Annotated in this window: 14 protein-coding genes and 1 pseudogene; 10 read left to right on the forward strand and 5 right to left on the reverse strand. The window is 71.6% G+C overall.

Translation table 11 applies throughout. The annotated features are described in order from the left end of the window. The first annotated feature begins 205 nt into the window (after positions 1–205). Positions 206–808, forward strand: a complete 603-nt coding sequence (locus tag OG552_RS02535; RefSeq protein ID WP_329129189.1) for a TetR/AcrR family transcriptional regulator — start codon at positions 206–208, stop codon at positions 806–808. Between the two features lie 218 nt (positions 809–1,026). Continuing rightward, positions 1,027–1,899, forward strand: a complete 873-nt coding sequence (locus OG552_RS02540) for a ketopantoate reductase family protein (protein ID WP_329129191.1) — start codon at positions 1,027–1,029, stop codon at positions 1,897–1,899. Positions 1,900–2,137: 238 nt separating this feature from the next. Here the strand turns inward: OG552_RS02540 and OG552_RS02545 are convergent, their stop codons facing one another. After that, positions 2,138–3,187, reverse strand: coding sequence for an aldo/keto reductase (locus OG552_RS02545; RefSeq protein WP_329129192.1), 1,050 nt, complete (start codon positions 3,185–3,187; stop codon positions 2,138–2,140). Positions 3,188–3,266: 79 nt separating this feature from the next. On the opposite strand from OG552_RS02545, the gene OG552_RS02550 reads away from it, so the two are divergent. Next, positions 3,267–3,809, forward strand: a complete 543-nt coding sequence (locus tag OG552_RS02550; protein ID WP_329129193.1) for a TetR/AcrR family transcriptional regulator — start codon at positions 3,267–3,269, stop codon at positions 3,807–3,809. A 226-nt stretch (positions 3,810–4,035) separates the two neighbouring features. Then, positions 4,036–4,824, forward strand: coding sequence for an SDR family oxidoreductase (locus OG552_RS02555; RefSeq protein ID WP_329129195.1), 789 nt, complete (start codon positions 4,036–4,038; stop codon positions 4,822–4,824). A 66-nt stretch (positions 4,825–4,890) separates the two neighbouring features. Here the strand turns inward: OG552_RS02555 and OG552_RS02560 are convergent, their stop codons facing one another. The 3 genes from OG552_RS02560 to OG552_RS02570 all read right to left on the reverse strand — a co-directional run bounded on the left by OG552_RS02560 (position 4,891) and on the right by OG552_RS02570 (position 7,314). Next, positions 4,891–5,787 (reverse strand): LysR family transcriptional regulator, encoded by an 897-nt coding sequence (locus OG552_RS02560; protein WP_329129196.1) that lies wholly within the window; start codon positions 5,785–5,787, stop codon positions 4,891–4,893. Between the two features lie 473 nt (positions 5,788–6,260). Beyond that, positions 6,261–6,815: a TetR/AcrR family transcriptional regulator gene (locus tag OG552_RS02565; protein WP_329129198.1), complete on the reverse strand. Its 555-nt coding sequence runs from the start codon at positions 6,813–6,815 to the stop codon at positions 6,261–6,263. 25 nt (positions 6,816–6,840) lie between these two features. Then, entirely contained in the window at positions 6,841–7,314 is a 474-nt protein-coding gene (locus tag OG552_RS02570; protein ID WP_329129199.1) for a nuclear transport factor 2 family protein, read from the reverse strand. Positions 7,315–7,475: 161 nt separating this feature from the next. Here OG552_RS02570 and OG552_RS02575 point away from each other — a divergent pair. Beyond that, positions 7,476–7,700: pseudogene (locus OG552_RS02575) on the forward strand (hypothetical protein); the annotation flags it as partial. A 118-nt stretch (positions 7,701–7,818) separates the two neighbouring features. Here OG552_RS02575 and ligD read toward each other — a convergent pair. Beyond that, positions 7,819–8,706: a non-homologous end-joining DNA ligase gene (gene ligD / locus OG552_RS02580; protein WP_329129201.1), complete on the reverse strand. Its 888-nt coding sequence runs from the start codon at positions 8,704–8,706 to the stop codon at positions 7,819–7,821. A 38-nt stretch (positions 8,707–8,744) separates the two neighbouring features. On the opposite strand from ligD, the gene ku reads away from it, so the two are divergent. The 5 genes from ku (at position 8,745) to OG552_RS02605 (ending at position 13,818) form a co-directional block, all read left to right on the forward strand. Next, a complete protein-coding gene (gene ku / locus OG552_RS02585; RefSeq protein WP_329129202.1) occupies positions 8,745–9,812 on the forward strand; it encodes a non-homologous end joining protein Ku in 1,068 nt (355 codons plus the stop codon). Positions 9,813–9,925: 113 nt separating this feature from the next. Continuing rightward, positions 9,926–10,663, forward strand: coding sequence for a GNAT family N-acetyltransferase (locus OG552_RS02590; protein WP_329129204.1), 738 nt, complete (start codon positions 9,926–9,928; stop codon positions 10,661–10,663). A 118-nt stretch (positions 10,664–10,781) separates the two neighbouring features. Then, positions 10,782–10,958, forward strand: coding sequence for a putative leader peptide (locus OG552_RS02595; RefSeq protein ID WP_329129206.1), 177 nt, complete (start codon positions 10,782–10,784; stop codon positions 10,956–10,958). 255 nt (positions 10,959–11,213) lie between these two features. Further along, the gene (locus OG552_RS02600) at positions 11,214–12,596 is read left to right on the forward strand and encodes an NtaA/DmoA family FMN-dependent monooxygenase (protein ID WP_329129207.1); all 1,383 of its coding nucleotides are present in this window, start codon (positions 11,214–11,216) and stop codon (positions 12,594–12,596) included. Between the two features lie 67 nt (positions 12,597–12,663). Further along, positions 12,664–13,818 carry an LLM class flavin-dependent oxidoreductase gene (locus OG552_RS02605; RefSeq protein ID WP_329129209.1) on the forward strand — a complete coding sequence of 385 codons (1,155 nt, stop codon included), beginning with the start codon at positions 12,664–12,666 and terminating at the stop codon, positions 13,816–13,818. Positions 13,819–13,955 lie beyond the last annotated feature (137 nt).

The raw sequence follows: 13,955 nt of genomic DNA on the forward strand, positions 1-13,955 counted from the left end.
ACGTTGACGCGGTCTTGACGATGCGCGCACCGGGGTCGGCGGGCCGTATTCCGGGGTCCGGCCCGCGGAGCGCTGCCGCGGGGCGGCCCGGGTGCTTGTCCGGGGGCCCGGGTGACCCGGGCGGACCGCTGAGCGAGTCCTGGCTCTCAGCTCAGGCACGGTCGCCGCGGTTGAACTGTACGAAACTTTCTCGTACCGTTGCGGCATGCCGACGGACTCCACGCCCCGATTCCGCATGTCGCCCGAGCGTCTCGCCGAGCTGTTCGCGGCCGTACGTGCGCTGCTGCTGGAATCCGGCTACGAACGGCTCACCTTCGATGCGGTGGCGGCCCGTGCCCGAACGAGCAAGGCGACGCTGTACCGGCACTGGGGCGGCAACAAATCCAGCCTGGTCATGGCCGCTCTCACCCATCAGCGTCCGGCCCTGCCCGACTACGCCGCGGCGGCCTCACTCGACGAGGTGTTCGCGCAGATGGCCCGTGCCGATCGTCTGCCGGCCCGCGACCTGCGCATGGGGTTCATGCTGCTGCACACGGCGTCGACCGACCCCGAGTTCGCCATCGCGCTGCGCACGGAGATCATCGTGCCGGTCGTGAACGAACTGGCCGCCGTTTTCGAGGCCGCCGCCGACCGCGGCGAGATCGTCCGCGACACGCCCCTGTTCCAGCGGCTGGCCCACCTGATCCTGGCTGACCTCGCCTTCTCCCCCCTGATCGGCGGCCGGGAGGACAACGCGGTGTCCCGACAGGAGCTGTTCCGGACGATCATCCGGCCGGCACTCAGCTTCATCGATCACAGCGACAGCTAGGTCTTTGTCCGGCGCGATCACCGGCGCGGGCGTCGGCCGCGCCGCGCGAGCGGTCGGTCGGCCGGTCGAGCACGGCGCAGTGCGCGCGTTGACGGGCTCGGTCACCCGGCGATCACGCGGCGGGCGACCGCGGTGCAGATGCCCGGGTGGCGCCAGGCGGCCGCACATCTCTCGAACAAGCCGGATGAACCTACCGAACGTGCGACAGAGGGTTGCCCATGAAACTGCTCGTGTACGGCGCCGGAGTCCTCGGCAGCCTGTTCTCCGCCCGCCTGTACGAGGCAGGGCACGACGTCTCACTCCTCGCCCGAGGCGAGCGCCTGGCCGCCCTGCGCCGGCACGGCGTGCAGCTCGCCGAGGAGAACAGCCCGGCCGTCCGGCGGGTACCGGTGCCGGTGGTCGAGCATCCGGCCGGCGGCTACGACCTGATCGCCGTCTTCGTCCGCACCCATCAGGTGGACGCGGTGCTGGAGTCACTCGCCGGTCTCGAAGACGACGTGCTGTTCCTGCACAACTGGGCGGCCGGCGCGCAGCCGCTGGGGGCGGTGATCGGTCACGAGCGGGTGCTGCTCGGCTTCCCCGCCGCCGGCGGGACGATGGACGGCGACGTGGTCCGCCACCGCGCGACCGGCTTCATGACCCGCCGGGTCGCGATGCCGATCGGTGAACCCGACGGCCGCACCACCCCGCGACTGGAACGGATCGTGGAGGCGTTCCGCACCACCGGGATCAACGCCAGGGCCGAGCCGCGGATGGATGCCTGGCTCCGGACGCACGCCGCGTTCGAAGTACCCCTCGGGCAGGCGGTGCACGCGGCGGGCGGCCCGGTGGCGCTGGCCGGTGATCCGGACGCCGTCCGCGGCATGCTCCACCTCGTACGGCAGAACCTGGCCGCCCTGCCGACGCCACCGGTCCCCCGCGGGTTCACCGCGTTGCGGACCCTCCCGGAAGGGCTGCTCGTGGCCGTACTGCGGCGCTTCCTGCGCAGCTCGACAGCCGTACACAGCGGACTCAGCGACACCTCCCCCGCGATGGCGGCCGAACTGGAACGCCTGGCAGAACAGCTGCGAGCCCGGGCGAAGACCCGGTAGACGACGGGCGCCTGCGCCCGCTCAGCCGGACCGCACGTGAGCGCCGCCGGCGGCCGGGTCGGTCATGGCCCGCAGACGCAGGCCGGCGACGTCGCGAACGTCGATCCCGCTGGACCCGATCGGCGGGCAGGCCGGAACCTCCCCGGTGAGCGTGCTGCGGACGACGCGCAGCGAGGGGGGATCGTCCGGTCCGAGGACGGGCCCGCGCGGCCGGCCGCACCGGGACGGGCGAACGTGTTCACGACAGTGCCATTCCGGGGACGCGCCTGCGGATGGCCTCCAGTTCGGCTTCGTCGGAGACGCCCTGCCAGTCGTACCGCGGCGTGTAGGGCGCCTCCAGTGCGTGCGCCTCGTCGTCGGTGAGCTCGACGTCCAGCGAAGCCACGGCGTCGTCGATCTGGTGGACCGAGCCGGCTCCCACCAGCGGGGCCGTGACGACCGGCTGACGGCGCAGCCAGGCGAGCGCGATCTGCGCGCGGCTCACGCCGTGGCCGTCCGCGACCTGGCCGACCGCGTCGATGATGGCGTGGTTCGAGGCCTCCTGCTCCGGCGAGTAGAGCATGTCGGCGTAGGCACCGTCCGTCCCTGAACGGACGGTCGACTTCGCGTCGTCCCACGCCCGAGCGAGGCGGCCGCGGGCCAGCGGGCTCCAGATGATCGTGCCGACGCCCTCGTCCAGGGCGAGCGGGATCATCTCGCGCTCCTCCTCGCGGGCGAGCAGGTTGTAGTGGTCCTGCATCGACACGAACCGTGCCCAGCCGTTCTGCTTCTGCAGGTGCAGCGCCTTGGCGAACTCCCAGGCGTGCATGGACGACGCGCCGAGGTAGCGCACCTTGCCGGCCTTGACGAGGTCGCTGAGGGCTTCGAGGGTCTCCTCCCACGGGGTCGTGTGGTCGTTGCGGTGAATCTGGTAGAGGTCGATGTAGTCGGTCCCGAGCCTGCGCAGCGAGTGGTCGACTTCGGTCATGACCGCTTTCCGCGACAGACCCCGGCCGTTGGGTCCCAGGCGCATCGGGTGCCGCAGCTTGGTGGCGATCACCACGGCGTCGCGGTCCGCGAAGTCCTGCAACGCGCGTCCCAGGATCTCTTCGCTGGAACCGTTCGAGTACAGGTTCGCCGTGTCGAAGAAGTTGATCCCGGCATCGAGGGCGTGCCTGATCAGCGGGCGCGCCTCGTCCTCGCCCTTCGACCAGACCGGATGACCGCGATCCGGCTGGCCGTAGGTCATCGCGCCGATCGCGATCGGTGACACGTCCAGGCCGGTCGTGCCGAGTTTGATGTACTGCATGGTGCTCCTCTAAAGTATGTGGAGATCTCTCCAGATACATTAGTGGAGAGCTCTCCGCATAGCAAACGTGAGGCTCCCCATGGTTCGCTCCGACGCCCGCGAGAACCGGGCGCGCATCCTCGCCGCCGCCCGCGAGGCGTTCACCGAGGACGGCGCCACGTCGATGAACCAGGTCGCCCAGCGCGCCGGAGTCGGCGCCGGCACCCTCTATCGCAACTTCCCGACGCGGGAGTCACTGGTTCTCGCCGTGTACCAGGACGAGGTCGCGCGCATCGTCGACAGCGCGCCGGCACTGCTGGCGGAGAAGCCGCCGCTGGAAGCGCTCCGCCACTGGACAAGCGGGCTTGTCGCGGTCATGCGCAGGAAGCACGGGCTCGGCGACGCGCTCAGCCCCAACGCGTACCAGTCGATCAACGAACAGTCCTACGGGCCCGTCGTCGCCGCGATCAACGCGATTCTCGACGTCGGCAAGCAGGACGGAAGCATCCGGGAGGACGCCGACGCCGGCGACTTCCTTCAACTCTCCGGCGCGCTCTGGCGGGCCGCCCCCGGGCCGGACGACCGCTCACCCCGCATGCTCGCCCTCATCCTCGACGGACTCCGCGCACGACCTCATCAGTAGGAATGAGGCGAGGCCGGCACGCCGGGGGCGTACGGGGCCGGGATGCCATAGGCATTCGCTATGGCACCTGCTGACATTTCGTCTTTGCCTCCCGTTCTTTTCCGAACGTACCGTGAAACAGCTCGACGGGGAGCTCCACGGCGATTCCTCCGAAGATTCGCGCTCTGCTTACCGTCGATCCTCCTTCCGTCGAGCGGAAAAACACGCAATCGAGAGGACCGGTGGCATGACCACATTCGAGAACGGATCGGGAACGCAGGAACTCGAGGGAAAGCGGGCTCTTGTCACGGGCGGTTCTCGCGGAATCGGGGCTGCCGTCGTACGCCAACTCCTGGACGCGGGCGCCGAGGTGCTCACGACCGCCAGGTCGGCGACGAGCACGGTGCCGGAAGGGGCCACCTTCGTGGCGGCCGACGTGCGGACGCGGGCCGGAGCGGAGAGGCTCGCCGCGGCCGCGCAGGAAGTGCTCGGCGCGGTGGACATCCTGGTCCACAACGCGGGTGGGGCGCGACCTCACGAAGGCGCCCTGGCCATCCCCGACGAGGAGTGGCAGAACGCGCTGGACCTGAACTTCCTGGCGTCGGTGCGGCTCGACTCGCTGCTCGTACCGGGGATGCGGGAACGGCGTTCGGGAACGATCGTGCATGTCTCGTCAGCCGCGGTCCTCACCCCGATAGGACCGTTCCTGCACTACACCACGGCGAAGGCGGCGCTGGAGAACTACAGCCGGGGACTTGCCCTGGAGCTGGCCCCGTCCGGAATCCGCGTCAACACCGTGGCCCCCGGCAGAACCGCCACCCCCGGCGGCGTAGCGACGCGGGAGCAGTGGGCGGAGGTATCCGCGCGCGTGGACGCGGCGCCGGCTGAGATCAACGCCGGCGACAGCACGCCGCTGGGGCGCGATGGCCGGCCCGAGGACATCGCCCACGCGGTGCTGTTCCTCGTGTCCGACCGGGCGAGCTGGCTGACCGGGCGGAATCTCATCGTGGACGGCGGAGAATTCCCCATGCGCTGAAGCCGGCATTCCGAAACGCCGGTTTCGGCGAAGGAATTCAGCGGCGCCCGCTTCCTTCTCCGGCTGTCAGGAAATCGGCGAGAAGGAAGCGGAATCGGACCAGGTTTCCTGTCGCAGGAATTCGAGCAGGGCCGTCTCCGCCGGGCCCGCGCCCTGTCGGACAACGGCGATGACGGGCTGGGACACGACCGGGAACACCGGACGAACGAGGTGCTCGTACCCGTGAGGCACCGCGGAGGCCGGGACGAGCGTCACCCCCAGGCCGTGGGCGGCCCAGCGTACGGCCGTCGCCGTCTGTGACACACGGGCAGCCGTGGTCGGGGTCAGACCGTTGTCCCGCAGCACGTCCAGCAGCACACCGTCGAGCGCGCTGTCGCGGTCGAACCTCACCCACGGCTCCCCCTCCAGCTCGCGCAACTCGACCCGGTCCGCGGCCAGTTGACGATGCCCGGCGCCCAGCACCACGACGAACTCCTCGTCGCCGAGGTGATGGGCGTCGGCGGGGCTCCGCTCGCACGCCGCCATCAGGGCCAGGTCCAGCACGCCACGGCGGCACAGCCGATCCAGCTCGGCGGAGCTCGGCTCCTCGAAGACGCTGACCTCCAGCCGCCGGAAGCGGCGCCGCAGCGCACCCAGCGCGCCCGGCAGCTGCCGCGTGCCAAAACCCATCTGCGCCGAGACCACCAGCTCACCCACCAGGTCATCGGCACCGGCCCGCGCCGTCGCCCTCGCCCGCCGCGCCGCCCTCACCGCGACCTCCGCCTCCCGCAGGAACGCGCGGCCGACCACGGTGGGCACCAGCCCGGTCGGCGTACGGGCGAACAGTTCCACGCCGAGTTCCCGCTCCAGACCGCGGATCTGCTGGGACACCGACGGTTGAGCGACGTGCAGCACCTCCGCCGCCGCCGTCACCGAGCCCTCCTCGGCAACGGCCAGGGCGTACTCATACTGACGAAGACTCACCGGCTCCCACCCCTCCCTGCGGTGGACCGCGGCCCACCTCGTCGTCATCGTCGAACCACCAGGGGGAGAAACACGGGAGGCGACGCGTTTACTCCATGCCCGTCACCGACCGTACGGAGCCGGCGTCGCCCGCGGCGGGTCGGCCCGTCAGGCCCACCGGTGAGGCCTGGCATCCGTCACCACCTCATTCGTGCCGACGCCATCACCACGCCGGCACGGCTCACCGCACGCCGCGAGCAGCACATCGACCCTGCGCGACGGACACCATGACCAGGCGCCCACCACGCCGGGACCAACCGCCACCAGCGAAGTACCCCAACACCACCATCCGGTCGGCGGCGGCCCTGGGAGAAGCCGGCGGGGCCGGTGGGGGGCGAGTGGGGGACAGGCGAACGTCTTGGCGGTGACGGTCGTCGGTGCCGCCGGAAGTCCGTTGGGTGGCGCCGAGCGTGATCGTCTGGTCGGTGCCGGGGTCATCGGGCGGTGAGGACGTGTGCCCATGGCTCGTCGATGTCGGCGAGGCCCAGGACGGCGACCACGTTGTCGAGCATTCCGGCGCCGAACCAGTGCCGCACGGCGGCGTCGTCGCCCAGCAGCTGCCGTACGGTGTCGACCTGCTTGGCGTAGCAGCGGCGCACGGCCTGCGCCACCAGCGGCTCGCCGGCGGCGCAGTTGGCGTGCATGAGGAAACGCAGGATCGCCCGGTCCGCGACGAGCGCGGCGTAGGCGCGGCGCGCCGCGTCCAACGCCGCTTCGCCCGTCGGCCCGGCCCCACCGGCCCCGGGCGCGGGCTCGGGTGGGACCAGGCTTTCGGCCATGACCACGGACACATGGTCGACCGCCGCCGCGAACAGCGCCTGCTTGTTGGGGTACAGGCGGTAGAGATACGGCTGTGAGATGCCGACCCGCTCGGCGATCTCGTGCGTCGTCGTACCGTAGAACCCCTTTTGCGCGAAGCAGTCGACGGCGGCGGCCATGATGGCCCGGCGTCGCTCGTCGCTCTTCGTGCTCGTACCGGCGGCAGGCATGGGCGTCAGTGAAACACGGCTCCCCTCAGCCGCCAAACGTCACGCTGTGGTCGGTGTCGGACGGCACGTCGTCGGGGGTGAGCGCCTCGATGGCCACCAGCGGGTTCCAGTAGTCCAGGTAGTGGGTGATGCGCGCGTCGTCATCGGTCCGGACGACGGATACGCACGTCTGCTCGTACGGCTTGCCGGTCGGCAGGGCGGTGCCCGTCGAGCGGAATTCGGCGATCACGAGGCTCGGATCGACCGTCTCGTGGAACTCCAGGCCGACGAACTCCACGTCAAAGGTCTCGGGAAAGTTCTTCATGTGCGCGAGCAGGGCGTCCCGCCCCGCTACCCGCCGGGGCACGCCGGCCGGCGCGAACGGAAACTCCAGGACCGCGTCGGGGGCGAAGAGCCGCACCCACTCCTCGGTGTGCCCAGCGGCGGTGAGGCGCAGGTGCTCGGCCACGGTGTGCTGGGCAGCGGCACGGCGGTCTGCGTTGTCTTCCTTGACTGTCACATTGACTCCTGCATTAGTGGTTGATTGATAACGTACCACTGCCGAGCAGTCGCCGAACCCTCAACCTGGACGCGGCGCGCGAATCGGGTCAGAATGCGCGGGGCGGCGAGGACGAAGCCGGGTCCGGACGCGGGTCAGTTCTCCTCGTACCCGATCGAGGTGGCGTGGTGGAGACCCTGGTGCACACCCACGATCTCGCGCTCGGCCTCGGCCTGCCGCCCTTCGAGCCGCCGGCCGCCCGGTGCGCGCGGACCGTGCACCGGCTCTTCCCCGACGCCCCGGCGGACGCCGAACCGTGGCCCGCCCTGCTGTGGGCGACCGGGCGGCCGGCGCTGCCGGGCCGCCCGCGGCGGACGGCGTGGCGCTGGAAGGGGGAGCCCCGCTGACGCGCCGGCAGGCAGCGAGCGCCGTGACAGACAGCGGGCCCTGACAGGCAGCGGGCGCCGTGACGGACAGCGGTCCCTGACGGGCAGCGAGCCGTGACCGGCAGCGTGCCGGGCGGGCTCAGTCCGGCAGGCGCGCCGCGCGGCCCGGGTCGAGCAGTGCGGCGAGCGGATCTCCCTGGTCGGCGATGCGCCCCGGCACGTCCTTGATGGTCAGCGCCAGCTCGCGCGGATCGCCCGCGGCGGCCACTTCCGCCCAGGACAGCGGCGCGGAGACCCCAGGCACCCGCTGCGCCCGTACGGTGTAGGGCGCAGCGGTCGTCTTGCGCGCGGCGTTCTGCGACCAGTCGATGAACACCCGGCCGGTCCGGTCGGCCTTCGCCATGGTCGCCACCACGAGGTCGCGGTGGCCGGTCTGGAGCTCCTGCGCGATGTGCCGGGCGTAGGCGCTGGTGGACTTCGGCGTCGCGCCCTTGACCGCGGCGAGCAGGTGCATGCCCTTGGCGCCGCTGGTCTTGGCCCATGCCTCGATGCCGTCCTCGGCGAGCCGGTCCCGCAGCAGCAGCGCGACCCGGCAGCAGTCGATCACGGTGCGGCCCTCGCCGGGGTCCAGGTCCAGTACCAGCCGGTCGGCGCGCTCGGGCGCACCGGCCGGCCACTGGTGGATGTGGATCTCCACGCAGCCGAGGTTGGCCGCCCACATCAAGGTGGCCAGGTCGTTCACCTGCACCTGGTCCATCAGCTCACCGTTGTGGCGGACGGTCTCGGCGACGGTCACCCAGTCGGGCGTACCGGCGGGCGGCCGTTTCTGGAAGAAGCGCTGGCCCTCCACCCCGTCGGGAGTGCGTACGAAGCTCGCCGCCCGGCCGCGGACGTAAGGCAGCAGGGTGTCCGCGACGCTCGCGTAGTAGTGGAGCAGTTCGCCCTTGGTGGTGCCGGTACCGGGCCAGAGCACCCGGTCGAGGTGGCTGAGGGTGATCCGGCGGCCCTCGATCTCGGTGATCGGCATACGATAAAGATCCCATAGCCATACATAAAGGACACGCCATGCGCAGCGTCTGGTCCGGGAACCTGGCCTTCGGCCTGGTCTCGATCCCGGTGAAGCTCGGGGCCGCGGTGTCAAGCCACAAGATCAGCTTCCGGCAGATCCACCTGGCCGACCAGGGCCGTGTCCGCTACCAGAAGACCTGCGAACTCGACGAGGAAGTGCTCTCCGCCTCCGACATCGGGCGCGCCTACGAGACGCCGGACCAGCTGGTCGAGATCACCGACGCCGACCTCAAGGCGCTGCCGCTGCCGACCGCCAAGACCATCGAGATCAACGGCTTCCTGGACAGGGCGGCAGTCGACTCGCTCCAGCTCGACACCCCGTACTTCCTGGCGCCCGCCACCCCCGCGGCCGACAAACCGTACGTCCTGATGCGCGAGGCGCTGGCCCGGTCGGGGAAGGCGGCGGTCGGCAAGTTCGCGATGCGCAACTCCGAGCATCTGGCGCTGGTACAGGCCCGGGACGACGTCCTCGTACTGCAGACTCTGCGCTGGCCGGACGAGCTGAACTCCCCCGCCGAGGCCGCCCCCCGGAGCAACGTCAAGATCACCGACAACGAACTGCGGCTGGCCGACACCCTGATCGAGGCGCTCGGCGAGGCGGATCTCGGCCAGTACCACGACGAGTACGCACAGGCGGTGGAGGCCCTGGTCAGCGCCAAACTCGAAGGCGTGCAGCCCCCGACGGCCGGCGAGGAGGGCGGTGGCGGCAAGGTCGTCGATCTGATGGCGGCGCTCCAGGCGTCCGTGGACCAGGCCCGCGGGGGTGACAACGCGCAGGAAGCCACTGTGCACCAACTCAAGCCCACCGGCCGGAAGAAGGCCCCCGCGAAGAAGGCGGCCACGAAGAAGACCACCGGCACGCGGGACGACACCGGATCGGCCGGCTCCGGATCCGCCGGCTCCGGCACGGGGTCGTCGAAGGGGTCGTCGACCGGGTCATCCGGGTCATCCGGGTCATCCACGGGGTCGAAGAAGAGCGCGGGGAAGAAGGCCGCCGCGAAGAAGGCGCCCGCCAAATCCGCCACGTCCGCCAAGAAGACCGCCTCGCGCCGCCGGACCGGCTGACGTGCTGTCCATCCCCTGAGACGGTACGGAATGAGCGGCCCGGTCGCCGGGTTCGTACCTTTGGTGCGCGGCGACCGACGCTGTGCCGTACCCGAACGGAGTGACCGGCGCCGATGTCGACCAGTCTTCAGTCCCCGTACGAGCAGGTGCCGGAGGACAGCGCGGCCGTCCTGGACAACCCGGCCTGGGCCACGCTGACCGGAGCGCACCGGCCGCTGGCCGAGATCGTCGGGTCCGCCGCCCGCTACCCCACGGACGTGGCCCCGTTCGTGGCCATCGCCGACCACCGGGACCCGGCGGGCTGGGCCGACCTGGCGACCCTCGTCGGACCGGGGAACTCCTTCGCGCTCGCCGGGGTGCCGACGCTGCCCGAGGGCTGGGCCACCGGCCAGTCCGGACAGGGCGTCCAGCTGGTCGGGACCGGGCTGCGCCCCGCGACCGACCCGGAGGCGGTCCGGCTCGGTCCGGCGGACGTCCCCGAGATGCTGGACCTGGTGGAGCGCACCAAGCCGGGCCCCTTCCTGCCGCGCACCATCGAACTGGGGGCGTACTGGGGCATCCGCCGGGACGGGCACCTGGTCGCGATGGCCGGTGAGCGGCTGCGCCCGCCCGGCTGGACCGAGATCAGCGCGGTCTGCACCGACGACCGGTACCGGGGCCAGGGACTCGCCACCCGGTTGGTCCGGCACGTCGCCGTCGGCATCACCGACCGCGGCGACACGCCCTTCCTGCACGCCGCCGCGGTGAACACCGGCGCCATCCGGCTCTACGAGTCGATCGGCTTCACCCAGCGCGCCGCGGTCGTCTTCCACTTCCTGACCGTCCCGCAGGACGCGCGCACCAGGGACTGAACCCGCCCGCGGCGAGGTGGGAGAAGCCATGAGATACCGCCCATCGGACGGGGATTGCGCCCGCCGCAGACCGGGGGTTAACGTCGCAGGCCAGTGGACCGTCCGATACGGACAGGGGGTGACCGCAGTGCGCGTGTCCCGCCGTACCGGCGCACCGGTCCGCCGCCGCGCTCCGCGCCCCCTCTTCCACCTCGCCGCCGTACGCACCCTGGCGCCCGGCGGGCCGCCGGTCCGGCTCTACGGGCGCCGGCACATCGATCTGCTGCGCGTCGCCGCGGCACTGTGTCGCCGCTGATCCGCCTCCCCCGCGACGCGACCGCACTCCGGGTGCTCCCGGGTTCCCTTCCGGGCTGACACCACCGCCCGCCCCACCGCCATGGGGCCGTCGGCCCGCGGTCGCGTACGGCTCCGGGCCGACCGAGAAAGGCGACTCCCGGCGTCAGCCGAACCGGCCGCCCCGCCCGCGACGCCGCGCGGCCTGCAAGGACCGCCGCGCCCCGCCAACCGCCACGCCACCACCAGTGCATGAGCCGGAGGGACCGCAACCGCCATGAGCACACCCGAGCCCCGTCAGATCCATCTCGCCGCGCACTTCCCCGGTGTCAACAACACCACCGTGTGGAGCGACCCGGCGGCGGGCAGCCACATCGAGTTCAGCTCCTTCGCCCACTTCGCCCGGACCGCGGAGCGTGCCAAGTTCGACTTCCTCTTCCTCGCCGAGGGCCTGCGGCTGCGGGAACAGGGCGGCGAGATCTACGACCTGGACGTGGTCGGCCGCCCCGACACCTTCACCGTGCTCGCCGCACTCGCCGCCGTCACCGAACGGATCGGGCTGACCGGCACCATCAACTCCACCTTCAACGAGCCCTACGAGGTGGCCCGCCAGTTCGCCTCCCTGGACCACCTGTCGGCCGGCCGCGCCGCCTGGAACGTCGTCACCTCCTGGGACGCCTTCACCGGTGAGAACTTCCGGCGCGGCGGCTTCCTCGCCCAGAGCGACCGCTACACCCGGGCCCAGCGGTTCCTGGAGACCGGGGGTGAGCTCTTCGACTCCTGGCGCGGTGACGAGATCGTCGCGGACAAGGAGTCCGGCCGTTTCCTCACCGACCCGGCGGCCGGCGCCTTCCGGCACAAGGACGAGCACTTCGACATCGCCGGCCGGTTCAACGTCCCGCGCAGCCCGCAGGGCAGGCCGGTGATCTTCCAGGCCGGCGACTCCGACGAGGGCCGGGAGTTCGCCGCCTCGTCCGCCGACGCGATCTTCAGCCGGTACGCGGAACTGGAGGCCGGACAGGCGTTCTACCGCGACGTCAAGGGCCGGCTGGAGCGGTACGGGCGCACCCCCGACGAAGTGCTCATCCTGCCGGCCGCCACGTTCGTCCTCGGCGACACCGACGCGGAGGCGCAGGAGAAGGCGCATCAGGTGCGGCGCAGCCAGGTCAGCGGCCAGACCGCGATCAAGCTGCTGGAACAGGTCTGGAACCGGGACCTGTCGGCGTACGACCCGGAGGGCCCGCTGCCGCAGATCGATCCCGACCCGGGCGAGCACACGGTGGCGCGGGGCCGGGCCAGCGTACGCAGCGTCCGCGACCCGCTGGCCACCGCCCGGGAGTGGCGGGAGCTGGCGGCGGCCGAGAAACTCTCCATCCGCGATCTGATCATCAAGACCAGCGCCCGCCAGACGTTCATCGGGTCACCGCGGACGGTGGCCGGGACGATCAACTCCTTTGTGCAGGCCGGGGCGGCCGACGGCTTCATCCTCGTCCCGCATGTCACCCCCGGCGGCCTGGACGAGTTCGCCGACACGGTCGTACCGCTGCTCCAGGAGCGCGGCGTCTTCCGGCACGACTACGCCGGTACGACGCTCCGCGACCACCTGGGACTGCGCACCCCGCACCCCGGTGACGCGGTACGCCGGGCAACCGCGTCCTGACCCTGCCCGCCGCCGCGCCGGAACCGCCCGGCCCGGCACTCGCCACGACCCAGGAAGGCGGCCGCGCATGAGCCACCCGTCCCCGGACTCCTCCGCCGTACCCCTGTCGGTTCTCGATCTGTCGCCGATCCCGTCGGGCAGCACGCCGGCGCAGGCAGTGCGCAACACCGTCGACCTGGCCCGGCGGGCGGAGGAAGCCGGCTATGCCCGCTACTGGCTGGCCGAGCACCATCTGGCCACCGGAGTCGCGGGCATCTCGCCCGCGCTGCTGATCCAGCTGGTCGCGGCGGCCACCGAGCGGATCAGGGTCGGGGCGGGCGCGGTGCAGCTCGGGCACCGCACCCCGCTGTCGGTGGTGGAGGAGTTCGGCCTGCTGGACGCGCTCTTCCCCGGCCGGATCGACCTGGGGCTCGGCCGGTCGGGTTTCCGCAAGCCCGGGGCGGCCGGCGCCGCCCCGCCGCCACCGCCGAAGCCCCGGCAGGTGGCCGACCGGTGGACGCCGGAGGGGCTGCTGATACCGGCGCCGTTCGACATCAGCTCGCTGATCGGTTCGCCGCTGCTCACCCGGTACATCCAGCTGGTGCAGTTCCCCGGCGCCGACCTGCCGGAGTACCGCGACCAGGTGGACCAGATCCAGGCGCTGATCCGCGGTGACTACCGCACCCCGGAGGGTCTGGAGGCGCACGCGCTGCCCGGCGAGGGAGCCGATCTGCAGCTGTGGATCCTGGGCAGCAGCGCCGGGGCCAGCGCGCAGGCCGCGGGTGCGCTCGGGCTGCCGTTCGGGGCGAATTACCACGTCAGTCCGGCCGCGGTCCTGGAGGCGGTCGAGGCGTACCGCAAGGCGTTCGTCCCCTCCGACGTGCTGGACCGGCCGCATGTGCTGGTCTCCGCGGATGTCGTGGTGGCCGAGGACGACGCCACCGCGCGGCACCTCGCGTCGCCCTACGGGCTGTGGGTGCACAGCATCCGCTCCGGGCGGGGCGCGATCCCCTTCCCGACCCCGGAGGAGGCCGCGGCGCACGAGTGGACCGACGTGGAGCGCGGGTTGGTCGACGACCGCATCCGTACCCAGTTCACGGGTTCGCCGCAGACCGTCGCCGCGAAGCTGCGGGTCCTTCAACAGGCCACCGGCGCGGACGAGTTGCTCGTCACCACGATCACCCACGACCACCAGGACCGCGTCCGTTCCCTCACCCTCCTCGCCGACGAATGGCACCACTGACCCCCAAGGGGCGCGAGCAACCCCCACCGGCAGAAGGTCCGGGACCGACCGAACCGGGCACCCCGCCCGGAAGGGGCGCGAGGAACCGCGCGAGCAACCCCCCACCGGCAGAAGGTCCGGAAGCCGACCGACCGGGG

This window comes from Streptomyces sp. NBC_01476, from assembly GCF_036227265.1.
Lineage (GTDB): Bacteria > Actinomycetota > Actinomycetes > Streptomycetales > Streptomycetaceae > Actinacidiphila.